Origin of the sequence: Paenibacillus sp. PDC88, assembly GCF_900106725.1 — a bacterium.
GTDB classification, from domain to species: Bacteria; Bacillota; Bacilli; order Paenibacillales; family Paenibacillaceae; genus Paenibacillus; species Paenibacillus shunpengii.
This window is the reverse complement of record NZ_FNNT01000011.1, coordinates 37,489-62,677: the sequence shown is the minus strand read 5'-3', so window position 1 is coordinate 62,677 and position 25,189 is coordinate 37,489. Positions and strand designations below refer to the sequence as shown.

Genomic DNA, 25,189 nt, shown 5'->3' with positions numbered 1-25,189 from the left:
GTTCGTTGTTAGCAAAATTAAAATGAATAAATATTATAGGAAAAGTAGGAATTAGTCTTTTCAAAGTTAACAAATTATGAGAGAATATGGTAAAAAAGAAGCGTGCTTTTGCCCCGCTCAAGAGGAGGAAAACAGAAATATGTCTAATGAACAAAAAGATTACGCATTTGAGACTCTTGCTGTCCATGCTGGCCAGGAGATTGATCCAACAACGTTATCGCGGGCTGTTCCTTTGTACCAGACAACTTCGTATGCCTTTCGTGACAGTGAGCATGCGGCCAAACTGTTCTCTCTTCAAGAATTCGGTAACATCTATACTCGAATTAACAACCCAACCACAGACGTATTTGAACAGCGAATTGCTGCCCTTGAGGGCGGGGTAGGGGCACTCGCTACAGCCTCGGGCCAAGCAGCCATTACTTTTTCTATTTTGAATATCGCTGGAAGCGGAGACGAAATTGTGTCAGCTTCAAGCCTGTACGGAGGCACGTACAATTTATTCTCTTCGACGCTTGCAAAGCTTGGAATTACAGTCAAATTCGTTGACTCGGAAGATCCGGCAAACTTTGAATCGGCTATTACAGACAAGACCAAAGCCATATATGCCGAGACGATCGGCAACCCACAAGGTAATGTGTTAGATATAGAAGCGGTAGCTGCAATTGCCCATAACCATGGAATTCCGCTAATTGTAGATAATACGTTTCCCAGTCCATATCTGCTGCGTCCGATTGAGCATGGAGCAGATATTGTCGTCCACTCAGCAACCAAATTTATTGGCGGACATGGAACCTCAATCGGCGGCGTGATTGTCGACAGCGGTAAGTTCGATTGGGAGGCAAGCGGCAGGTTTCCAGGATTGACAGAACCAGACCCAAGTTATCACGGGGTTGTATATACTGAGGCTGTTGGACCCCAAGCCTATATAATTAAGGCTAGAGTTCAGCTGCTGAGGGATCTCGGATCAGCGATTTCACCTTTTAATTCATGGTTGCTGCTGCAAGGACTAGAGACCCTGCACTTAAGACTTGAGCGTCACAGTGCTAATGCACTTGAAGTTGCAAAATATCTAGAGCAGCACCCGGACGTTCTATGGGTGAGCTATGCGGGGCTTCCGAGCCACCCGTCTTACAGCCTTGCACAGAAGTATCTGCCTCGGGGTCAGGGGGCCATACTGACTTTCGGAATTAAAGGCGGAGCGGCTGCAGGCAGCAAGCTGATTGAGAATGTTAAACTGTTCTCTCACTTGGCGAATGTAGGGGATTCCAAGTCGCTTATCATCCATCCGGCAAGCACGACGCATCAGCAGCTCTCAGAAGAAGAGCAGATCGCAGCAGGTGTGAATCCAGAACTGCTTCGCTTGTCGATTGGAACCGAGAACATTAAGGATATACTGGCTGACCTGAAGCAGGCCATCGAAGCCAGTCAGTTAGATCTGAACATAGCTAATCCATCCTAAACGAAGCTCTTGCTTTGAACCCCAAGCCCTTATTGACAGGGTTTGGGGTTATTTTTACATTACCTCAATTCAGATTCTGTTCCTCTTGTTCATGCTCAAATGAAATTTCTAACATTACTATTTACAATTTCTGTGGGCCAGGTATATAATACATTAAAAGTTGCACAAAACAAAAATAATTGTATATATGCAAAAATGATTATCATTCTCAATGATGTCACCATGCTATTTTTACGAAAAACCATGCTGCTTCGGGATTCCCGAAGCAGCATGTGTCATTTTAAGGCCATTAACAATGGCTCTCATTCTCAATTAGACCAAGCAAGAAGAAAGGATAGTGAAGAATATGGAGGCTATTCAGCAGCGAATAAGTACTGCAGCACAAGTGGATGAACAAGGGCTTTCACCTCAGCGTCCTGGACGCAAAAGAGGTCCGAATTTTAAGATGATGCTTAAGAACCGGGAGATGCAGGCGGCTCTCGGCAGCGGGGTCATGATGCTGGCAGCATGGGGGATCTCAGGAAGCTATGAGCTTGTTTCGATCGTGCTGTATATTGCAGCTTATACGATAGGAGGCTGGGCCAAAGCGAAGGAAGGTGTGGAGACGCTCGTCAAGGAGAAGGATTTGGACGTGAACCTTCTCATGATCGCTGCAGCTATGGGAGCTGCGGCGATCGGATATTGGAATGAAGGGGCGATGCTCATCTTCATCTTTGCGCTCAGTGGTGCGCTTGAGAGCTATAGTACGGAAAGAAGTCATAAAGATATCTCCTCCTTGATTGGGTTAAAGCCAGAGACAGCGCTTCGGTTAAAGGATGGAACAGTGGAGCAGGTCGCAATTGATCTGCTTCAGCCTGGAGATTTACTGCTGGTTAAGCCGGGCGAAATAATGCCCTCCGATGGTAATGTATACAAGGGCTACTCTGCCGTGAACCAGGCTTCCATTACAGGAGAATCAATTCCAGTGGAGAAGAGCGCAGGAGATGAGGTTTATGCCGGCACAATGAACGGTGAAGGGGCCTTATATATTGAAGTGACTCAGCCGGCCGATAATACATTGTTCTCGAAGATTATCAAATTGGTAGAAGAGGCCCAATCCGAGGTACCGGCTTCTCAGCGGTTCATCGAGAAATTTGAAGGGATTTATGCCAAACTGGTTGTTTTGATTACGCTTGTTCTTGTTCTAGCGATGCCGCTGCTGTTTGGTATCACCTGGGGAGATGCTTTTTATAAGGCGATGGTATTCCTGGTTGTTGCTTCTCCTTGTGCTTTGGTTGCTTCCATTATGCCCGTTATGCTGTCTTCGATCTCAAGCAGTGCGAGAAGAGGGCTATTATTTAAGGGCGGAGCACATGTAGAGAATATGGCAAAGACGGCTGTGGTAGCCTTTGACAAGACGGGGACCTTGACGAGAGGCGTTCCGGAAGTTACTGATTTGATCGCTGCCGCCGGGTATGACGAGATGACCCTTCTATCTCACGCGGCGGCAGTGGAAAGTCAGTCTACACATCCACTGGCAGAGGCGATTGCAGCAAGGGCGATTGCAGCTGGAGCACAGCTGATCCAAGCTGACGATGTCCAAAATATCACGGGCTGGGGGATCAAGGGCAGAGTTGCCGGCCAGTTATGGAAGGTAGGCAAAACAGATGTACTGGATGAGAATGATGCGGATCCGGCTTGGATACAGCGCAGGTCAGAACTTGAGCGTGAGGGCAAGACGGTTTCCGTCATTATGCAAGGAGATCACATTGCGGGTCTGATCGCGATGCGGGATACGATTCGTCCACAAGCGGTGAAGGCAGTGAAACGGCTGCAAGAGCTCGGTATCAAGGTAGCCATGCTGACGGGCGATCGACAAGCTACCGCTGATGTTATTGCGAAGGAAACGGGAGTTGATCTCGTTTATGCCGGACTGCTCCCAGAGCAAAAAGTAGAGAGAGTTCGCTCCCTGCGTGAGCAATATGGCCATGTCGTCATGGTTGGCGACGGCGTTAATGATGCACCCGCACTGGCTGCAGCAACGGTTGGAATGGGCATGGGAATGTCGGGCAGCGGAACGGCCATAGAGGTCGCAGATGTGGTGCTGATGAACGATAACATTGAAGAGATCGCCTGGAGTGTCACACAGGCAAGACGTGCGGCAAGAGTAGTGAAGCAGAACATCGTCTTTGCCATTAGCGTAATCACCATTTTGATCGCAGGAAATTTCATTTCTGAGTTAGCGCTTCCTCTCGGTGTGATCGGACATGAGGGCAGTACAATTCTCGTGATTCTCAATGGACTTCGATTATTAAAGTAAATGGATCACGTAGACACGAGCACCATAATAAAAGCGTCGTTTGCTCCTGCAGGCTTTAAGCCTTGGGCAAGCGACGCTTTTTGCTGCTATATAACGTAAGCTCTGTGAGGAAGAACTACTGTCGAGTCAGAATACCTCGGTGAGTGTAATCATCGTAATCAATCCCAGGATAAAAGAGATCGTCGCCACTCGCTGGTTGCCGTCCCCATGGCTTTCCGGAATAAGCTCCTTATATACGATGAACATCATGGCTCCGGCTGCGAAGGCAAGGCCATAAGGTACGAGTCCATCAACGACACTACTAAGCGAATAACCGATAATGCTGGTTACAATTTCTACTGCACCCGTTAAGGTCGCAATACCTAGTGCTTTGAACCGGCCGATATTCTGATTAACGAGGAAGAGAGCAACGAGAAACCCCTCCGGCGCATTTTGCAGACCGATCGACAGCGCGATCAGATTGCCTAAGCTGTCATCTCCACTGGCATAGCTGACGCCGACAGACAGGCCCTCAGGCAAGTTGTGCATCGTAATTGCAGCAATGATAAGAAACGCTTTGCCTTCAATATTGAAGGGACGCGATTCTGGATTTTCCAGATCAATATGCGGTATATACATTTCCAGGACCAAGAGAACGATACTGCCCGCAAGGATCCCGATGAACAGGACCAATAGATTAGATTGACCCAGTGCTTCCGGGATAAGACTATAGAGTGAAGCTGAGGTCATAATTCCAGCCGCATAGGCCAGCAAGATGTCCCGGAGCCGGTGTGTGACCTTGCGCATAAACAAGATCGGGATGGCGCCAAGCCCTGTAGACAGAGCGGATATAACACTTCCTATTAATGCTTCAACCATAACGTTTTATACTCCCTCCTCTAATGCAGCACATCTATTATTCAGGTGACATCAACCGACAAATGAGCATTGACATCGACTTTGAAATTGCTCATAATGATGACTAGATTAGAATTATTATAAATTATGTATTCCATTTCCGTAAAGTTGACGATTTCTTGAACAGGTGGAGCCATTCAATACATTATTCATGATCCTTTTTCTGGTGACAACTCTTTTTGAGTTTATGTTGTGCTTCAGGTTCTAATACATATTGTATGTTTGCTTGACACTAGTTCATTCAAAGTATGTATATTACAGCAATTTACGGATAGCAGCGGGAGGTTATTTAAATGTATAAATCAGTCATTATCGGTACAGGCCCTGCGGGTCTGACAGCAGCGATTTATCTCGCTCGTGCCAATCTGAGTCCACTTGTTATTGAAGGCCCGGAACCGGGTGGTCAATTGACAACGACGACTGAAGTAGAGAATTTCCCTGGCTTCCCGGAAGGTATTATGGGACCAGAGCTTATGGATAATATGCGCAAACAAGCCGAGCGTTTCGGTGCTGAATTCCGCACAGGTTGGGTGAACAGCATTGATATGGCTCAGCGTCCTTTCAAGATTCAAGTTGAGGGACAGGGCGAGATCGTGTCCGAAACCGTTATCTTGTCTACAGGAGCTTCTGCTAAATATCTCGGTATTCCTGGGGAGCAGGAGAACGTGGGTTATGGTGTCAGCACTTGCGCGACTTGCGACGGCTTCTTCTTCCGTGGCAAAGAAATCGTAGTGATCGGCGGCGGTGACTCTGCTCTGGAAGAAGCAAACTTCCTGACTCGTTTCGCTTCCAAAGTAACGCTGGTACATCGTCGTGAAGAGCTTCGTGCATCGAAGATCATGCAGGACCGTGCACGCAGCAACGAGAAGATCGAGTGGGCGCTTAACCGTACACCTGTTGAGATTGTTGCTGGTGAAGGCGGAGTTAAGGGTGTTAAAGTTCTTAACAATGCTACTGGAGAAGAAGAGATGATTGAAGTTAGCGGCGTATTCGTAGCGATTGGTCACAATCCGAACACAGGCTTCCTGAACGGTCAAGTAACGATCGACTCCAATGGTTATATCGTAGTGAATCCTGGAACGAGCGAAACGAACGTTCCTGGCGTATTCGCTTGCGGTGACGTACAGGATACACGTTATAGACAAGCCATTACAGCAGCAGGCAGCGGATGCAAAGCAGCGATTGATGCTGAGAAGTTCATCGAAAGCCTGGAGCATAGCGCGGTTGCTAACTAATAGAGTTCTAGCTTAACTTATAATTTAAATTTCTTCTTACGAGGTGAATATTATGGATAAAGCAATAGTATATACTTCTACCAATTGTCCACATTGCCGTCAGGTGAAGAGCTATCTCACAGAGAACGGCATTGAGTATGAAGAGCGCAACATTGAACAGAGCGACGAATTTGCACAGCAAGTATGGGATATGGGTCTTCGTGCAGTACCTGTAACCGTGCTTGGCGAGCACCGTATCGTTGGCATGAACAAATTGCAGTTCCACAAAGCGCTTAATCCGCAAGGATAAGATATCAAGTCATAGCATAACCGCACCCTGTGTGGTAGTTGTTCCCTTACCTAATAGAGAAACAGAGACATCGATAAGATGAATTTGTTCTCGGTTACATGAGTGTAAGGGACACAGCCGCTAATGGGTGCGGTTTTTCTTTTTGCTGATAGATGGGTAGTATAGTGGTGTGACTAAAATGAATAATCTGAAGTGTATTCAAGCGAGAATGGGGCGAAGTCGGATTGAGAAAAGAATCCTTTGGATATAGAAAATTGGCTTACTATATTTTAATAATGCTGGCAATCGTCCTGCTCACCTCTTGCAATGCAGCGGATACAGGTACCTCTTTACCAGATCCGCCAAAGGAGCAAGAACAGGAACAGCCTGGAGGAGAATCGGGCTCGGATCACGGACCTGATGAAGAAGGAGCAGACTCCGACTCCGAGTCACCACCAGATGCGGGCAGCGAATCGGAATCGGATGCCGAGGATGGACAAACATCCATAACGCCGGAGCATGATGATCTATTGCCTGCGCAGGAGGCGGCCATGGAGCAGCTCGCGAACCTGTCAATTGAGGACAAGATCGGACAAATGATTATATCCGGTTTCCCTGGAACAGAGCTGGACATGGAAGCCGAGGAATTAATTCGTAATGGACAACTGGGCGGTGTCATCTTGTTTGGGCCGAATATCCGCGATCAGAAGCAGCTTCAAGCCTTGATCAATGAAGTCAAGAAGAGCAATGGAGAAGGACAGCAGCCCATGTTCATTTCTGTGGATGAGGAAGGGGGACGTGTCTCCAGGCTTCCTGAAGGGAAGACAGAATTCCCATCGAATCAACAGATAGGGAAGTATAAAAATGCTGAAATATCTGCTCAAATCGGAAATGTCATTGGAGAAGAGCTCGGTGCGTTCGGTTTTAATCTCAACTTTGCACCTGTACTCGATATTTTCAGCAATCCGGAAAATACGGTGATAGGAGATCGTTCGTTTGGAGATTCGGCAGAAACGGTCTCCGAGCTCGGCATAGCCACTATGAAAGGGATGCAGGAAGCCGGCGTCATTCCGGCTGTGAAGCATTTCCCGGGCCATGGAGATACGAAGGTGGATTCTCACGTTGGCTTGCCCGTTGTTCAGAAGACGAAGGAAGAGCTTGCTGAGCTGGAGCTGGTCCCTTTTCAGGCAGCAATAGAAGCTGGAGCAGACATGATGATGGCTGCGCACATTCAATATCCGAAGATCGATGCTTCACTCCGGCCTGCTTCCTTGTCTAAGGTCATGCTCAGTACTCTGCTCCGTGAGGAAATGGGATATGATGGGGTTGTCATTACCGATGATCTAGAAATGGGTGCAATTCAGCAAAATTATGGATCCGGTGAGGCGGCACTGATGGCAATTCAGGCGGGAGCTGACATCGTACTGTTCGGCCATACACCAGCCAAAGCGGAGAAGGCGTATAACACGCTTTTACAGGCTGTGCGGAAGGGAGAGCTCTCGGCTGCAGATATTGATCGGAAGGTGCTCCGGATTCTAACTCTTAAATACAAATACGAACTAACGAATGAGCCGGTGGAGGAATCGGCCTTGCAGGTCGTTGGATCAAGCGAACATCAGCAGATTGCGGACCAGCTGAAAAAATAATACCCGTATAAAGTAAAGGCATCATACGTGAAAATACCCTGCGGGCTAGACTTTACTTAAGAGTCATAGCCAACAGGGTACATATAACGTGCTGATGCCTTTATTATTGCTGTTTTAAAAGAAATACCACATAAACCACTGGAATATACCGTAGACCGCTACTCCGGATACGATATACCATAGGGCTTGTTTCTTTCTGCCTTGAAACAGTCTGAGGATACCTAGACTAGCCAAAGGTGCGATTACAATTAGGAACAGTAAAACAGCAATAAACATCGCGGCTGAAATATCTGATGTATCCACATAAGTCACACGAATTCTCTCCATTTCGTACGTAAGGTATACACACAAAGGTAAGACTCTGCTGTGATAAATGACACACAATTAGTTTCATTATACCTTGAAATAGAGGGCGTGCGACGATAAAATGGGACGATTTTTTGTCTGAATTAGTAAATATTTAACAGTCCAATGGATCACACATCATTAAATCACCTGGTGTACAGCTTACGCACTTACTCGAATGTGACCTAGAAATTGAGAGATTGCTCCGTATGCCGAACCGATGAGGGTCGATTTGCTTCCGAGCTGGGCGAAGCTGATCTGCAGACTGCGCATGTGATACGGCAGCGTCCTCTTTGCGACGACCTGCTGGAGCGAGTCTTCCATATAATCTCTAGCCTCGGACAGCGGTCCCCCCACAATAATTCGCTCTGGGTTAAAGCTGTTGACGATATTTGTAATGCCGATGCCCAGCCGATGTCCGATGCTTCGATACAGCTCAAGCACAGCGGGATCCCCCTGTTCAGCATAAGCTACCAGCTCGGCTGTTGTCCCTGCTGGAATCTGAAGATTTGGGTCGCTATACGCCTTCTCTGAGGCATAGAGCTCCCAGCAGCCTCGATTACCGCAGGTGCATTGTTTTCCTTCTGCATCAATGGACATATGTCCTGTCTCACCTGCATATCCCCAAGCTCCTTTATACAGCCCGCCGTCAATCATGATCCCCGAGCCAATCCCTGAGCCTGCACTAATATAGATGAGATGACGCATTCCCTTACCTGCTCCAAAGTGAAGCTCGCCGGAAGCACCGGCATTCGCTTCATTGTCTATCGTTACAGGAAGCCCGAGCTCTTCCTCCAGCATGCTCGCCAGCGGAACCGTGTTCCAGCCAAGGTTCGGTGCGAAGAGGATCGTACCCTCCTCGTCTACCATTCCTGGCACGCCAACACCTATGCCTATGACCCCATGCGGCGATAAGGGAGCCTCGGTCTGCAGTTGTTTGGTCATTGTGATGATCCTGGCAGTGACGGATGGAATATCGTGATCGGTAAGAGGAAGAGAGGTTTCATGCACGATATTTCCCGCAAGATCGGTTAGTACACCGCGAAGCTTCGCAACAGTCAGCTCAATGCCGACCGCATAACCTGCCGTATTATTAAACAGCAGCATGAGCGGTTTGCGTCCGCCGCTGGATTGGCCTGGACCGAGCTCCGTGACGAGATGATTCTCAATTAACTCCGTAACCAGATTGGAAACGGTTGCCTTATTCAGTCCGGTGAGCTCCGATACTCTTGCTCTTGAGAGCGGGGCGTGCTCCCGGATCGTGCTCAGAATAATGGACTTATTTATTTTCTTGACCAGAGCCTGATCTCCGGTAATCGCCATGGATAAAGCACATCCCTTGTGATGATATAAAGACTATTGTAACGAAAATCATTTCAAAAAACAAACTTTGTTTAACCAATAGACAAAGTATTTCGAGTGTGATAGTATAACGGTGTAAACGATTTCGCGAAACAGTTTTAAACTAATTTTGAGGAGGGCTTTGTAACATGGCCTATTTTGAATCCGTTAATAAAATTGCTTATGAAGGTAAAGATTCCAAGAATCCTTTTGCATTTAAATTCTATAATCCTGAAGAAGTCGTAGCCGGCAAATCAATGGAAGAGCATTTCCGTTTCGGTATGGCTTACTGGCACACACTTACAGCTGGCGGTTCTGACCCGTTCGGTACAGATACGGCAGTTCGCTCTTATGATAAATATTCCGGTATGGATCTGGCTAAAGTTCGCGTAGAGGCTGCTTTTGAATTCATGGAGAAAATGAACCTTCCATACTTCTGCTTCCATGACGTGGATATTGCTCCAGAAGGAAGCTCACTTCGTGAGTTCTACAGCAACATCGATACGATTGTTGACCTGATTGAAGAGCAAATGAAAGCGACAGGCAAGAAGCTGCTCTGGAACACAGCAAACATGTTTACCAACCCTCGCTTCATGCACGGTGCTGCTTCGACTTGCAACGCAGACGTATATGCTCATGCAGCAGCTCAAATCAAGAAGGGTCTTGAAGTAGGTAAACGTCTTGGCGCTGATAACTATGTATTCTGGGGCGGTCGTGAAGGTTATGACACTCTCTTGAACACGGACATGCAGCTGGAGCAGGACAACATCGCCCGCATGTTCCATATGGCTGTTGATTATGCCAAAGAAATCGGCTTTGACGCTCAATTCCTGATCGAGCCTAAACCAAAAGAGCCGACAAAACATCAATATGACTTTGATGCAGCTACATCCATCGCATTCTTGCAGAAGTACGGCTTGGACAAGCACTTCAAGCTGAATCTTGAAGCGAACCATGCAACACTTGCTGGCCATACATTTGACCACGAAATCCGCGTTGCCCGCATCAACGGCATGCTCGGATCCCTGGATGCAAACCAAGGCGATCTGCTGATCGGTTGGGATACAGATGAGTTCCCTGTAGATATCTATGATGCAACACTGACAATGTACGAAGTTCTGAAGAACGGCGGCCTTGGCAAAGGCGGCGTAAACTTTGATGCCAAAGTTCGTCGTGCTTCCTTCGAAGCAGAAGATCTGTTCCTCGCTCACATCGCAGGTATGGATACTTATGCGAAAGGTCTTAAGGTTGCAGCTAAACTGATCGAAGATCGCGTATTCGATGATTTCATCGAGAAACGCTACTCCAGCTTCAAAGAAGGCGTCGGTGCTGAGGTTGTTGATGGCAAAGCAACACTTGCTTCTCTGGCTGAGTATGCACTGAACAATGAAACACCTCGCAAGAATGAATCCGGCCGTCAAGAGCTGCTCAAAGCAACTCTTAACCAATACATCTTGGCTGACTAATCGTCCCGCCGGTTTAAGCAATACAAGTATGATTTAAGAGCCAATAGGACGTTTTATGAGAAGCCTTTCGGATCGTCCCCGGCCTTTGGCGTAAGCGAAAGGCATGGGGACGATTCTTTTTTTTACAAGAAGAGGAGGAGAATAAGATGAGTTATGTCATTGGTGTAGATTTGGGAACCAGCGCGGTAAAGACGGTTCTGGTCGATCGCAGCGGGCATGTATTATATGAAGCATCGGAGGCTTATCCGCTGTATCAGCCCAAGGCTGGTTATAGTGAGCAGAATCCCGAGGATTGGGTACAGCAAACGATAGTATCCTTACGTAAATTGATGGAGATATCCGGTATTAATCCGGCTGAAGTGGAAGGTCTCAGTTTCTCGGGGCAAATGCACGGGCTCGTGCTTGTGGATGCAGAAGGAAGCGTCCTTCGCCCGGCTATTCTGTGGAATGATACACGTACGACTGCTCAGTGCCGTAAGATTGAAAATACACTGGGTCAGGATTTGCTGTCCATCGCACGCAATCGTGCGCTCGAAGGCTTTACACTGCCGAAAATTTTGTGGGTGCAGGAGAATGAGCCTGAAATACTGGATCAAGCAGCGCTGTTCCTGCTGCCTAAGGATTATGTACGCTACCGGTTGACCGGCGATTATGCGATGGATTATTCGGATGCAGCCGGAACGCTGCTCTTGGATCCTGCTGCGAAGTCCTGGAGTGAACAGATCGCGAATGCATTCTCCTTACCGCTCTCCCTATGCCCGAAATTAGTGGAGTCCTTTGATCTGGTGGGCACCTTGCTGCCAGAAGTTGCAGAGGACGCTGGACTTACCCCTCAAACCAAAGTATTTGCCGGCGGAGCTGACAATGCTTGCGGTGCCATTGGTGCAGGGATCCTGAGTGAAGGGAAAACGATGAGCAGTATTGGAACATCCGGAGTCGTTCTATCCTATGAAGAACGCAAGAACCTCGATTTTGAAGGGAAGGTCCACTTCTTTAATCACTCCGAGAAGGATGCCTACTATATTATGGGCGTTACCTTGGCAGCGGGTTATAGCCTGACTTGGTTTAAGGATACCTTTGCCAAAGACCTGTCATTTGATCTGCTGCTGCAAGGCATTGACCAAGTTCCTGCGGGAAGCGGCGGATTGTTGTTTACGCCATACATTGTGGGTGAGCGTACTCCGCATCCTGATGCAAATATCCGCGGCAGCTTTATCGGTATGGATGCAAGCCATACGCTTCAGCATTTTGGACGTGCGGTCCTTGAGGGAATTACCTTCTCTCTTCGTGAGTCGATTGATATTATCCGCGGTGCCGGCAAGACGATCAGTGAGGTCATCTCCATTGGAGGCGGCGCCAAGAATGAGACCTGGCTGCAAATGCAGGCGGACATCTTCAATGCGAAGATTATCAAGCTCGAAAGTGAACAGGGGCCTGCCATGGGTGCTGCAATTCTCGCAGCATATGGCTGCGGTTGGTTTGATTCACTGCAGGAGGTTGCCGCCGCATTTATTCGTCCGGCCAAAACCTATGAGCCGAACCCGGAAACAGCGGCATCCTACGACAAACTGTTTGCACTGTACCAGGAAGTATATGGCCAAACTCGTGAGTTGAATGAGAAGCTTGCGGAGTATAGATCGTAAATTTTTGAATATGCTGAGAACAAGCCATCTGTCTTTTTATAAGACGGGTGGTTTTTTTTGTATGGTAAAACGGAATTGTATTGTTCGACGAAAGCTCAGGCTCATCTTGAAGCTCGAAGGACCTCCTTCGCGTATCCTTCGGATCCTAGTTATATCGGCCGAAATTTACGAATAAATTGGAGATGGAGGCTGCTGACTGTCTTAGGACAAATATAGGCAGTTCGGCTGGGTAGGAGGAAAACATGGCAGAATCAGTGAGTGGCAAAATTACGTTGTCCATGATCGTGAAAAATGAGGTAGGCAGGTACCTGGAACGCGCTTTGATCAAGCACCGTCCCTGGATCGATCAAGCGATCATCATTGATGATGGAAGCACGGATGGAACACCCGAATTATGTGAAGAGCTGCTTCAGGGGGTAGAGCATGTTCTCATCCGTAATAAGCAGTCTCATTTCTCCGATGAAGTGTCCCTTCGCAAGCAGCAGTGGGAAGCAGCAGCCCAGGCAGGAGCCGATTGGATTCTTAATCTGGACGCTGATGAAATATTTGAGGATGGATGGGACGAGGATTTGCACGCATTGACGACAGGAGCTCATGAAGCAGTTTATTTTCGATTATTTGATATGTGGAGCGAAACGCATTACCGAGAAGACCTGTATTGGCGTGCCCACCAGATCTATCGGCCTTTCCTGGTCAAATTTAACCCACATCAGACGTATAAATGGAAAGAAACTCCCCAGCACTGTGGAAGATTCCCGCTGAACATCTTCGAGTTCCCCTACATATGCCACCAAGCTCGTATTCAGCATTTTGGCTGGGCCAGACGGGAAGACCGATTGCATAAATATGTCCGGTACAGACAGCTGGACCCAGAGGCGAAATATGGATGGAAGGAGCAGTATGAATCTATTCTGGATACGGCCCCTTCCTTAGTACCATGGAGATCCCATTAAAAGGAGGACGAGGGCACTATGACAGCTCTGCAGCGTATCCTGATCGCAAGTCCAGTGCGTCAATCACCAGATGTGTTAAAGGCCTTTCTACAATCGTTGTCTTCACTCTCCATCCGGGAGGAAGAGATCGAGGTAAGCTATGTATTTGTTGATGATAATGAGGCTCAGGCCTCGTCTAAGCAGCTGAGAGCTTTTGTACGAAAGCATGGAGGAAGAGTAGTAAAGGCTGCGGTAATCGAAAAGCCAAAAAAAACATGGATCAAACGGAGCCGAGCGGGAACCAGATCTGGAGCAGCAAACGCAGAAAATGCAGCAGATACAGAAAATGCAGCAGATACAGAAGAAGCTCTGAAGATGTCTATAGCAGATCCATCACCGACAGAAGACCCGAACTCTAATCCGGTTTACACCCGAAATGAATACGGCCATTATTGGCCTGAAGAATATATATGGCGGGTAGCAGCCTTGAAGGATTGGATCCTATCCTATGCAATAGAAGAAGGCTATGATGCTCTGTTTTTGCTGGATTCCGATCTGGTGCTTCATCCGTCCACGTTGACACAGCTCTTGAACGGGGAGGAGGAAATCGTGGCAAACCTCTTCTGGACCCGCTGGCAGCCGGGAACGATCGAGATGCCGCAGGTATGGCTGAGAGACGAATATACATTATATGAAGAGAGACGGAATGAGCAGCTTACGGAAGAAGAGAAGCAGAGACGAAGTGCGGAATTTATGAGGAAGCTGCGCAAGAAAGGAAGATACGAGGTAGGAGGGCTTGGGGCCTGTACTTTGATTCGCAGATCTGCGCTTGAGAAGGGGGTTCGTTTTGCCCGGATCGATAACCTTACCCTTTGGGGCGAGGATCGTCACTTCTGTGTGAGAGCCCAGGTGCTGGGGATCCGGCTGTACGTGGATACACATTACCCTGCTTATCATATTTATCGGGATTCGGATTTGGACGGAGTCACAGCCTTTCTTCAATCAGCTTTTAAGCATACGATAGAGGGAACAGAGGCAAGCAAGCACATCCTCATTAGTCTGTGCATGATTGTGAAGAACGAGGAAAAATCGCTGGCACGGTGTCTCGATTCAGTGCGGGAGATTGCGGATGAAATCGTCATTGTGGATACGGGTTCAACAGATCGTACTCGTGAAATTGCGAAGGAATATGATTGCCGAATTGTAGATTATGAGTGGAAGGATCATTTTGCCGATGCCCGAAACTTTGCCTTCAGCCAGGCTGAAGGAGAATATATTTTATGGCTTGATGCGGATGATGTGTTTGAGGAGAAGGACCGGCAGCAGCTGCTGGATTGGAGGGAACGGCTTGATTCGTCCATTGACGGGCTGTCGATGGAATATCATCTGGCCTTTGATGGATCGGGCAATGTAAGCCATAAGCTGAGAAGAAATCGGCTGGTTCGAAGGGATAAGGGCTTTGAGTGGCATGGTGCTGTGCACGAATATTTGGCTGTCTCGGGCAACATTATTCATACGAACATTGCAGTAACACACAAGAAAGACAAAGAATATACAGACCGTAATTTACGGATATACAAAAGACTAGAAGAACGGGGAGAGATATTTACTGCAAGGGATCAGTATTATTATGCGAATGAGCTTCGAGATCATGGTTTAAATGAGGAAGCCGTTCAATGGTATACGAGATTCCTCGATTCGGGTCACGGCTGGATTGAAGATAATTTGTCCGCGTGTTTGAAGCTGGCCGAATGTATGGGAAGGCTTGGGATGAAGGAACAGGAGCTTGCAGCCTTGTTCAGATCATTTACCTATGCGATCCCGCGCGCAGAAGTATGCTGCAGGATAGGCACCTGGTTTGCGGAGCGTACGGAGTGGGATACAGCCATTCATTGGTTTGAGACAGCTGTAGCGCTGAAGCGGCCGCAAGATCCGTTAGCGAACATTGATGAGCCATCATGGACATGGATTCCGCATCTGCAGCTCTGTGTCTGCTATGACCGTCTTGGTAACCATGGGCAGGCCAATTACCATAATGAGCTGGCTCTCAGGTATCATCCCACGCATCCAAGCATGCTCTATAATCAGCAGTATTTGAAAGAAAAATTGCAGAATGGGGTTTTGCGTTAGAAAAAGATGTGATAGAGTGAGATAAGTTGTATGTTACAGTGAAGATGATGAGATCGTACCTATAAAGCCATGTATAAGGAAGAAGGGCTGCTGTTCAGCCTTTTTTCTTTTTAGCTGGCTTTTATTTTTTGCAAGGAACGTTCTATAGCTCGAAAAGTTTGAATTTTAATTTTGGGTAAATCAGGAATTTCATAGTTTGTATTATGATATAATGGCACAGATTGGAAAAAAGAAAGGAGCGTTAGAGGATTGAAGCAAAATGAGAATAAAAATAAAAAATCACCCTCAATGAAGAGAGTGGCCGCAGCGCTTGCTGCTGTGATGCTGGGTGTACATACACAAGGAGTCATTCAGGAAGTATCGGCTGCCCAAGTATCCGCTGGCGAAGAGACGGCATTGAGTATAACAGACAGCACCATTCCCAAGGGAGCAAAAATCTCTTCTGAAACAGCGCATAAAAACATCCTTAAACTATTTCCCGAGCTATCCAAGGCAACGCTTACTTCGGTTCAATTGGGATCGAATGGGTCGTACCCTCCTGCAGAAGAGAAGGTATGGGATCTCTCTTATAGCATAACTAGAGGGAATTCTACTTCGAGCTTCAGCGCTTCCGTATCCAGCCAGACGGGTGAGGTATTGTCAGCACATCTACCTGAGTATCTCATTCAGAGAGGAGATTCCGAAGAGCACATATCAGAAGAGGAGGCAGCCGAGATCAGTGCTGCATTCCTGCATGAAGCTATACCTGATCTCAAGGAAGGAGAGTACTCATCTCTTGAAAATATGGATCAGGGAATGAATCCTCTATTTGGACGAACAGAATATCCATTCTCCTATCAATTGAAAGTAAATGGCCTGCCTGCTGTCGGCAACATCGTTTATATCAGTGTAAACGACAGCGGAGAGGTTACCAGTTACACTCGAATGACTGGACATAGCAATTATCCTTCTCCGGTTCCTAAGGTGACGAAGGAGGAAGCTAAGAAACGCTTTGAAGAAAGTCTTGACCTTCAGCTGGCTTATGTTCCCGTAAATTATGCTTATAACAATGGCAGCAAAGAGTACTATTTGGCATATATACCTTCTAACACGGGGGAAGTTGTTGTCGATGCGATAACGGGTAAGGCTGTCGATGTGTATGCCTCTGGAGAATCGGATATATCTATATTAGATGAATCGCTGCCTAAGAAAGATGTGAGCTTTGAGCCTGCAGCGAAGCCGCCAGCCCGCGATGAGGTGGTTGCCCTTCTTAAGAATAAATTTCCTTCATTGAAAGAGTATACGGCGATAGATGTAAGTCTTAACCGAAGTTCGCAGCGCGGTGCTGTGAAGAAAGTGTGGCATGTAAGATTTTCGCATCAAAAGGGTAATGAAGTAAGCGACATTAGCACTCAAGTTGACGCAGAAACAGGCCAAGTGATCGACTATTCTGAATGGTATCATAGCAGCACTGATAACGGGGACGCGTCGATCAAAGAAATTTCAAAGCAAGCGGCCAAAGACCAAGCTGCCGAAATGGTATTATCCCTCGTTCCTAATGCAGTGACCGAGCTTCGATTAAGCCAGATGATCTCGATGGAAGATGGGTATAACTTTGTTTATAGCCGATATTTGAATGGTCTTCGTGTCATAGGGGATAACGTGAATATATCGATGACCAAGTCCGGTCAGGTGAATACATTTTATACAAGCTTAAGCGCGGAAATTGCCCAGCTGCCAGAGGTGAAGGAGGCCAGCATTAGTCAAGAAGAGGCGCAAGCAGCCTATTTGGACTCGACTGAAATGGTGCTTAGCTACCAAGAATCTAATCCATACTATATTACAGGCGAAGAGATCCCTCCGGTAAAGCTGGTATACATGCCATCCCAGGGAGCAGCTCAGCTGTACTCCTCCAAGGTGATTGACGGTATAACAGGCAAGCTTCGAGAAATGCATTCGTCTGGTGCGAATCATACCAACGCCCTGGTGGTTGATATTGCCGGACATGAGTCGGAAGACGTTATGCAGCGGATGATTACCCACGGGGTGCTCGTTCCTGATATTGAAGGTAAGATTGAGCCGGAGCGAAACATCACGAAGGGCGACTGGTATACGTATTTGGCACGGGCTCTAGATCCGCATGTGCAGATGAACAGTTATTATTCAAGCAATTCAGCGAAGCTGTTTGCTGATATTGATATGGACAGTCCGTACTATTTCATTCTCAACCGACTGATCGAGCAGGGATGGGTTGAAGCAGACCCAGAGATCGCCTTTGCCCCTAACCATTCGATCACAAGAGGTCAGTTGTCTGAATTGATTATCAGCATGCTTCAATACGACAAGCTGGCTAAGTTCTATCAGCAGGGTAATGATTTGCCGAGTGTGGCAGATGCTGCACAGATTGATAATAAAGGCGCTGCTTCCTTGGCAATCAGACTGGGGATCCTTCCTCTTATTGAAGGCAGATTCCTTCCGGATCGTCCCGTGACCGTGTCCGAGGCGGCTGAGGTGATCAACCGGCTTGCTGAGCTCCAGGATAAACTGGATTATTTTACGAGTGATAAATGGGCGTATCGTTATTATTAAATTTTTTAATACGGCAAGGAACTAAATGGAGACAAAGTGAATATGTATAAGAATAGGCTTCCCTGATAAGGGAAGCTTTTTTCGAGTCTCATCGACAAAACTAGAACATGGAGCAGAAGCTTGTTTATGCTACAATATTTCTGCCGGACATGAGTTGATTACCGGAAGGGAGGCAGGATGATCAATGAGAAAACGCAGATTTGGATTATTTATTGTCATGTTGCTAGGTATCGTGCTTATAGGAGCCATTCCCCGGTCAGTTCATTTGCATACGTTGTACGCCGCATCTAATGAAAACGCAATCACATCCGAAGAATTACATGAGGTACTCACGAGTGCCATGGTAAGCAGGACAGATCAATTTCAATTTACCTATAAAGGTAAAGTAAAAGTGTTAAAAGCTACATTGCAGGAAGCCATAGAAAAGGCGATGCGAAGTGATTCTTACATTCAGTACACACTCAAGAGCTACGCCTATCATTACAAGGGCACGAACGCTTCAGCAGAAGTAAACATCGAGTTTAAATATAGAGAATCTCTAGAGCAGACGGCTTATGTCAATTCTCGAGTGGACCAAATACTGGCCGACATCATTAAGCCAGGCATGAATGATCATGAGAAGGTGGAGGCAATTCACAACTATGTCGTTTTGAATCTGGCCTATGATGAAACCATGCAAAAATATACAGCTTACGATGGACTTGCGACAGGAAGCACGGTGTGTCAAGGCTACTCGCTTCTTACTTATCGGATGCTTACCGAAGCAGGCATTACGAATCGAATCATTGAAGGGCAGGCTGGTGGTCAGCTGCACGCTTGGAACCTGCTGCTCTTGGACGGAGTCTGGTATCACATGGACACGACCTGGGACGATCCAACGCCGGATCAACCGGGCAAAGTCAGTTATAACTACTATTTGCTGACGGATGAAGAAATGGGGCAGGATCATACGTGGGAGGCGCAGTATCCTACCGCTGTAACGCCTTATCGCGAAGCCATTCATGTACTGATGCTTCAGAATGACGATAAATATGCTGCTTATAAGCGTCTCTACGAAACGCTGAATTACGGTCTGTACAATGAGGACGAGATCATTCAAACATCAGCAGAGCTGAGAGAACGGGTTCAATCCAAAATAGACGAGGGCGCCCATTCTGTTATATTTCGTTATGATGGAGAAGAGAATGAATTGTTTCGAGAACTTAAGGAGCTGTACAGCCTCGGAATTAAGTCCATCTCCTATTATGTATCTGATTTTGAGGAGACCGGTGATCTAAAGGTGAAGGTGAACTGGAAGCAGTAGGAAGCGATGATGAGCAAGACGATCACCCCTTTTTCAAACGGGAAAGTCTGATCTGACATTAGAACAGCAAATAAAAAAAGCCTAATCTTGCTGCTGCAGCAAGATTAGGCTTTCTTCGATAGATTCAAGAGGTAACTAGGATGGATCTGTACTAAAATCGCAATCCTTCAGCGGGATCACCTTTGTTTTATGCTTCCACTTGTACCCGAGCCAGATCGCAAGGAACAATGGAATCGTAAAGTATGTGGCCACGAAGTCGAGCCAGGTTACATCGCTAAGATCAAGGGTAAGCGCCTGACCAAGAATAACGATCATACAGAGTACAAAGGCAAAGAGTGGGCCAAACGGGAACCATTTTGCTCTGAAAGGCAAGTCCTTTAAATCTCTCCCTTGAGCGACATAGGCTTTTCTGAAACGGTAATGGCTGATGGAAATACCGAGCCAAGTAATAAATCCGCACATGCCAGATGCGTTAAGCAGCCAGGTATATACCACACCATCGCCAAACATGGAAGCCAGGAAGGCGAGCATGCCGATGACTGCAGTGAGCAGCAGGGAGTACACAGGAATTCCTCGTTTGTTCAGCTTTCCAAAAATACGCGGTGCTTTGCCGTCCTTCGCAAGTGCGTACAGCACACGGCTTGAAGCGAACATCCCTGAGTTACCGGCAGATAGTACAGAAGTCAGGATGACCGCGTTCATCACGGAAGCGGCGAAGGCGAATCCTGCTTTCTCAAATACGAGCGTAAACGGGCTGACGCTGATCGTTTCCAGATCTGAGTTCAGCAGGTTTGGATCGGAATAAGGAATGATGAGACCAATAACCAGAATCGTCAGGATATAGAAGATCAGAATCCGCCAGAAAATTTGCCGAATGGCACGCGGTACGCTCTTACGCGGATTTTCACTCTCACCGGCAGCGACCCCGACAAGCTCTGTTCCCTGGAAAGAGAATCCGGCTGCCATGAATACACCGAGAAGTGCAAAGAATCCGCCGTGCAGTGGGGCATCCCCTACGGTAAAGTTCTCAAAGCCGGTCGCTTCTCCGCCCAGGATCCCGAAGATCATCATGACACCGACAATGAGGAATACGATGACAAGTACAATTTTGATAAGTGCAAACCAGTACTCGGATTCCCCATAACCTTTAACGGACAAGACATTAAGTCCGATGAGCAAGAGGAGGAATACCAGGCTCCACAGTGCTGAGTTGCTGTCCGGGAACCAATATTTCAAAATAATCGTAGCTGCTGACAGTTCAGCTGCAATCGTAATCGCCCAGTTGTACCAGAAATTCCATCCGAGGGCAAACCCAAGGGACGGATCTACGAATCTTGTAGCATAAGTGCTGAATGAACCGGAGTCTGGCATGAAGGTAGCAAGCTCCCCAAGGCTGGTCATTAGGAAGTAAACCATGATGCCTACCGCAGCATAAGCGATGAGTGCACCGCCTGGGCCAGAGTTCGCAATCGCGCCGCCGCTGGCGAGGAACAATCCAGTACCGATCGAGCCGCCGAGAGCGATCATTGTCATATGTCTTGTTTTAAGCCCTTTGTTCAAGCCAGGGCCTGTCGTTTCTTGATGCTGCATTCTTTTAATACACTCCTTCTATTTGGTCTTACGTATGCATCTATTCCATAAATCTCAGGGTATTATGAAATGGATTCGTATGCCGGGAAAGAATAAAAAAAGACCGCTGGTTTGTATACCCGCGGTCCCTATTTTTAACTTCCGCACCATACTTTAAACGTTAAGATAGCTCAACATAGCTTACGCTATGACAGTTCTGCTCCTTTCGGATCTAGCAGCCCCAACCTGGAGTACGTTTCATAGAGCAGTACTCAGACAGATTTCGGCGGGTACGCCTTTCAACACGGAATCCAAACGGCAGCTCTTATGCCTCTTCCGGTTTACTGATCGTAACCGCGACCTCTACCTCACCTGTGTATGATGAGGTGTATCTTATATTCAATTTGCTGTAAAACAGACTTCAGTATAAAGCAAGAGCTGCCCAGAAGGCAATGGTACAATCTTCCTTATTGTGTGAGGATTTGATGAAGATTAATCCCGCTTGCGTCCCGCCATCTGCTGCCATACCGTACCAGCTGCCTGCTCTCCGGATTCAATCCGTTCCAGTGCCATTTTTGCCTGGAGGCTGACTTCAAATTCGGGATCATCTGCTGCAATTTCAAGCACTTCTCTGGCATCCTCTGTACCTACTTCATATAAGAAACGGGCTGCACGCCAGCGAACAAGCTTGCTGGTGTCCTTAAGCGCAGTCATCATGACCGGCGTGGCTGCTGGATCCCCGATGTCGGACAATGTATCCCCCGCAGTCCGTCGTACAGCAGGTGATTTATCCTGCATTGCTTCATATAATAGCTCCTGAGCCTCCGGTGTCTTCAGATCACCCAAGTAGACAACTGCCAGGCGGCGTGTTTGCATCTTCTCATCCTTCAGGGCCGTATGAATCAGGTCTATACGCTCTGGCGTAGGCTCCATCTGATCAAGCGCGGCATAACGAACGCGCCAGTCGTCATTTTGCAGTGCTGTCCGAATCTCCTCGTCCGTTAAATCTCTGCGCTGCTCAACAAACTCCTCTTGCTTGGTGCCGTGAGCGATGGCTTGCTCGATCACTTTTTGAAGTCGTTCCGGAGGAAAGGCTGCTTCGAGCTCCTGCTCAACCTCGCGGGCAATATCAGCTAATTCGCCGTAACGAACACCATAGTCCGTCAGCTTGCGTTCCTTGATCAGCGTCGCGGAGGCAACCTCAGTCACCGCCTTTACAAACCGGTCAGACAGAGAGATACGTTCCTCTTGTGCGCCTGCTTTGACTCGAATTTGCATGGGGACTCCACGGAAGAATTGAACGAATACCTGAGCTTCGCCGAAGTGTTCCCCGTCGGCTGCATCTGCCTCAGCCCATTGCAGCTGCGCACCTTCCTGGCCCAGCTTCTCCTGGACTTCACCGAGGATGGCAGACCAGTCAGCATTGCCTTTGCGATCCAGTGCAACAAAGCCGGCAGTATGGAACACACTTTTGACCCCTGGAATATGAAGCATCTGGCGGATAAAGGCAGGAGCAGAACGCTCGTTATCTAATGTATAGGTTCGGCGAATGCCTGCTTCAAGCTGTTCGTCGAGATGCAGCATCATCGTATTTGGACTCGGTGTAGGTTCAATGGATGTAATTTTCATAATAGATCGTCGACCTCCGTTCATGTTCTTTGTTTATTGTAGCCAAATATTTCATTCCTATTTTGTATGAAATTTTAAGTGTACAATATTATTGTAACGGATTAAACCGCTAGGTTCATCATTTTGGCGGCTCTTTCTTTGTTTATTGGGAATTTCCGCGTTATTTATGCTATAATATGTTGCCATACGGGTAGAAAAAGGCTTCCACCCAGTTGTGCGAGGATTTTGTATCAAGGCTTGGAATGAACGGATGCAAAATGCTGATGCAGGCCAATGATGAACAATTTAATTTATATATAAAGGATGGTATGTTGAATGATCAGTACAAGCGGCATAACGCTCCGCTACGGTAAACGCCCATTATTTGAAGATGTGAACATCAAGTTTACCCCAGGGAACTGCTACGGCCTTATCGGGGCTAATGGAGCAGGGAAATCAACGTTTTTGAAAATTTTGTCCGGTGAAATTGAAGCAAACCAAGGTGAAGTGCACATGACACCAGGTGAGCGGATGGCCGTTCTGAAACAGAACCATTATGAATACGATGAGTATCCGGTACTTGAGACAGTGATTATGGGCCACACTCGTTTGTATGAAATTATGAAGGAAAAAGACGCGCTTTATGCCAAAGCCGATTTTACCGAAGAGGATGGTCTGCGTGCAGGTGAGCTCGAAGGTGAGTTCGCGGAGCTGAACGGCTGGGACGCGGAACCGGATGCAGCAGCGCTTCTGATTGGTCTTGGCATTCCTCGTGACATGCACGAGCAAAAAATGGCCGACCTGAGCGGCAATGAGAAGGTACGTGTTCTCTTGGCGCAGGCTTTGTTCGGAAACCCGAACAATTTGCTACTCGATGAGCCTACCAACTATCTGGATCTGGAATCCATCCAATGGCTGGAGAACTTCTTGATGGATTATGAAGGTACAGTTATCGTGGTATCCCATGACCGTCACTTCCTGAACAAAGTATGTACGCATATTGCAGATATTGATTTTGGCAAAATTCAGCTGTATGTAGGTAACTATGATTTCTGGTATGAATCCAGTCAGCTGGCGCTTGCCCTGCAGCGTGATGCGAATAAGAAAAAAGAAGAGAAGATGAAAGAACTTCAAGCGTTCATTCAGCGCTTCTCTGCCAATGCATCCAAGTCCAAACAGGCAACTTCCCGTAAGAAGCAGCTTGAAAAAATTCAGTTGGACGATATTCGTCCATCGAATCGGAAATATCCGTTCATCAACTTTAAGCCTGAGCGTGAAGCAGGTAAACAGCTTCTGACGATTGATCGTCTGAGCAAATCTGTTGAGGGCGAGCAAGTCCTTAACGATCTCAGCATCGTGGTGAACAAGGGTGATAAGATTGCCTTTGTTGGACCTAACGGATTGCCGAAATCAACCCTGTTTGAAGTGCTGATGGGTGAAACAGAAGCTGATTCCGGGGAATATACTTGGGGTGTTACGACCTCGCAGGCGTACTTCCCGAAAGACAACTCCAAATATTTTGAAGGTGTCGATATGAACCTGGTTGAATGGCTGCGCCAGTATTCCAAGGATCAAGAAGAAACTTTCCTGCGTGGATTCCTTGGACGTATGCTGTTCTCTGGAGAAGAAGCACTCAAGAAAGCAAGCGTGCTGTCAGGTGGAGAAAAAGTCCGCTGTATGCTTGCCAAGATGATGCTGAACGGTGCAAATGTGCTTATTCTGGATGAGCCTACGAACCACTTGGATCTCGAATCCATCACGGCACTGAACAATGGTCTGATTGATACGGATGCAACGATTCTGTTCACATCCCATGACCATCAGTTCATTCAAACCATCGCGAACCGTATTATTGAAATTACGCCAACAGGTGTGATTGATCGTCAAATGAGCTATGATGAATACCTTGAGAATGATGAAGTGAAGCAGCTGCGTACTAAAATGTATCCAGTAGAAGCTTAACATCATAAAAAAAGTCCGTATTCCATGGATTGAATTGTTACCAATTCATCCGGAATACGGACTTTTTATGTTTTGCTGCCGGCAGTTTAAGAATTGGAGGATAACCAATATTAAGACCCGCCAGTACGACGACGCTGATTATTCGGCTTTTTGTTGTTTTGGCTGACTAATTTCTTCGTTCCATTATTTTGGAAGCCGCCGCCGCGATTCCCGTTGTTTTGCTCTTTTTTCTGGGCGAGCTTTTGCTTTACTGCATCAGCCAGACTAATTTTACGAGGCTCGTTATTTTCGCTCATGAGATACATACCTCCTCTTTCGTAATCACTACCCGGTTGAAATGTAGGGTATACATACTTAACATTTCACTACCCGGTTGAATTGTTGAGTATACATACTTAACATTTCACTACCCGGTTGAATTGTTGAGTATACATACTTAACATTTCAACCTAATTTTATCCGTTTTTAAATCTCCAAACAAGGGCAAGAATAGATTAGAGTATAATCTAAAATATCAA

At 47.1% G+C, this 25,189-nt stretch carries 18 protein-coding genes and 1 riboswitch; of the genes, 12 read left to right on the top strand and 6 right to left on the bottom strand.

The features are described 5' to 3' along the window. Positions 1-76 precede the first annotated feature (76 nt). Both BLW49_RS24245 and BLW49_RS24240 read left to right on the top strand, forming a co-directional pair. Positions 77-1,459 (top strand): homocysteine synthase, encoded by a 1,383-nt coding sequence (locus BLW49_RS24245; protein WP_256209934.1) that lies wholly within the window; start codon positions 77-79, stop codon positions 1,457-1,459. Positions 1,460-1,805: 346 nt separating this feature from the next. Continuing rightward, positions 1,806-3,758 carry a heavy metal translocating P-type ATPase gene (locus BLW49_RS24240; protein WP_076315366.1) on the top strand — a complete coding sequence of 651 codons (1,953 nt, stop codon included), beginning with the start codon at positions 1,806-1,808 and terminating at the stop codon, positions 3,756-3,758. Between the two features lie 126 nt (positions 3,759-3,884). On the opposite strand, the gene BLW49_RS24235 is transcribed toward BLW49_RS24240, so the two are convergent. Then, positions 3,885-4,616: a ZIP family metal transporter gene (locus tag BLW49_RS24235; protein ID WP_076315367.1), complete on the bottom strand. Its 732-nt coding sequence runs from the start codon at positions 4,614-4,616 to the stop codon at positions 3,885-3,887. Positions 4,617-4,948: 332 nt separating this feature from the next. On the opposite strand from BLW49_RS24235, the gene trxB reads away from it, so the two are divergent. The 3 genes from trxB (at position 4,949) to nagZ (ending at position 7,804) form a co-directional block, all read left to right on the top strand. After that, positions 4,949-5,890: a thioredoxin-disulfide reductase gene (gene trxB, locus BLW49_RS24230; RefSeq protein ID WP_047913721.1), complete on the top strand. Its 942-nt coding sequence runs from the start codon at positions 4,949-4,951 to the stop codon at positions 5,888-5,890. A 52-nt stretch (positions 5,891-5,942) separates the two neighbouring features. After that, positions 5,943-6,179, top strand: coding sequence for a glutaredoxin family protein (locus tag BLW49_RS24225; RefSeq protein WP_047913722.1), 237 nt, complete (start codon positions 5,943-5,945; stop codon positions 6,177-6,179). A 224-nt stretch (positions 6,180-6,403) separates the two neighbouring features. Beyond that, a complete protein-coding gene (nagZ, locus tag BLW49_RS24220; protein ID WP_090727415.1) occupies positions 6,404-7,804 on the top strand; it encodes a beta-N-acetylhexosaminidase in 1,401 nt (466 codons plus the stop codon). A gap of 114 nt (positions 7,805-7,918) precedes the next feature. On the opposite strand, the gene BLW49_RS24215 is transcribed toward nagZ, so the two are convergent. After that, entirely contained in the window at positions 7,919-8,116 is a 198-nt protein-coding gene (locus tag BLW49_RS24215) for a hypothetical protein (RefSeq protein WP_076315368.1), read from the bottom strand. 195 nt (positions 8,117-8,311) lie between these two features. Continuing rightward, on the bottom strand, positions 8,312-9,472 hold the full coding sequence (locus BLW49_RS24210) for an ROK family transcriptional regulator (protein WP_090727413.1): 1,161 nt from the start codon (positions 9,470-9,472) through the stop codon (positions 8,312-8,314). Positions 9,473-9,639: 167 nt separating this feature from the next. On the opposite strand from BLW49_RS24210, the gene xylA reads away from it, so the two are divergent. The 6 genes from xylA (at position 9,640) to BLW49_RS24180 (ending at position 19,532) form a co-directional block, all read left to right on the top strand. After that, complete coding sequence (xylA, locus tag BLW49_RS24205) at positions 9,640-10,956, top strand: xylose isomerase (protein ID WP_090727411.1); 1,317 nt, start codon at positions 9,640-9,642, stop codon at positions 10,954-10,956. A gap of 146 nt (positions 10,957-11,102) precedes the next feature. After that, complete coding sequence (xylB, locus tag BLW49_RS24200) at positions 11,103-12,599, top strand: xylulokinase (protein ID WP_090727410.1); 1,497 nt, start codon at positions 11,103-11,105, stop codon at positions 12,597-12,599. Positions 12,600-12,841: 242 nt separating this feature from the next. Beyond that, complete coding sequence (locus BLW49_RS24195) at positions 12,842-13,552, top strand: glycosyltransferase (protein ID WP_090727409.1); 711 nt, start codon at positions 12,842-12,844, stop codon at positions 13,550-13,552. Between the two features lie 18 nt (positions 13,553-13,570). Beyond that, complete coding sequence (locus tag BLW49_RS29550; RefSeq protein ID WP_371264622.1) at positions 13,571-15,661, top strand: glycosyltransferase; 2,091 nt, start codon at positions 13,571-13,573, stop codon at positions 15,659-15,661. Positions 15,662-15,910: 249 nt separating this feature from the next. Further along, entirely contained in the window at positions 15,911-18,229 is a 2,319-nt protein-coding gene (locus BLW49_RS24185) for a YcdB/YcdC domain-containing protein (RefSeq protein WP_090727407.1), read from the top strand. Positions 18,230-18,413: 184 nt separating this feature from the next. Further along, the gene (locus BLW49_RS24180; protein WP_090727405.1) at positions 18,414-19,532 is read left to right on the top strand and encodes a transglutaminase domain-containing protein; all 1,119 of its coding nucleotides are present in this window, start codon (positions 18,414-18,416) and stop codon (positions 19,530-19,532) included. A 135-nt stretch (positions 19,533-19,667) separates the two neighbouring features. Here the strand turns inward: BLW49_RS24180 and BLW49_RS24175 are convergent, their stop codons facing one another. Together BLW49_RS24175 and BLW49_RS24170 are read right to left on the bottom strand one after the other, a co-directional pair. Continuing rightward, positions 19,668-21,122 carry an amino acid permease gene (locus BLW49_RS24175; RefSeq protein ID WP_047913731.1) on the bottom strand — a complete coding sequence of 485 codons (1,455 nt, stop codon included), beginning with the start codon at positions 21,120-21,122 and terminating at the stop codon, positions 19,668-19,670. Positions 21,123-21,280: 158 nt separating this feature from the next. Next, positions 21,281-21,475: riboswitch (Lysine riboswitch) on the bottom strand. Between the two features lie 118 nt (positions 21,476-21,593). Continuing rightward, complete coding sequence (locus BLW49_RS24170; RefSeq protein WP_090727404.1) at positions 21,594-22,730, bottom strand: virulence factor; 1,137 nt, start codon at positions 22,728-22,730, stop codon at positions 21,594-21,596. Between the two features lie 315 nt (positions 22,731-23,045). Here BLW49_RS24170 and BLW49_RS24165 point away from each other — a divergent pair, with 315 nt between their 5' ends. Then, positions 23,046-24,671 (top strand): ABC-F family ATP-binding cassette domain-containing protein, encoded by a 1,626-nt coding sequence (locus BLW49_RS24165; protein ID WP_090727402.1) that lies wholly within the window; start codon positions 23,046-23,048, stop codon positions 24,669-24,671. A 110-nt stretch (positions 24,672-24,781) separates the two neighbouring features. On the opposite strand, the gene BLW49_RS24160 is transcribed toward BLW49_RS24165, so the two are convergent. Then, positions 24,782-24,967 carry a hypothetical protein gene (locus BLW49_RS24160; protein ID WP_047913734.1) on the bottom strand — a complete coding sequence of 62 codons (186 nt, stop codon included), beginning with the start codon at positions 24,965-24,967 and terminating at the stop codon, positions 24,782-24,784. Between the last annotated feature and the right edge of the window lie 222 nt (positions 24,968-25,189).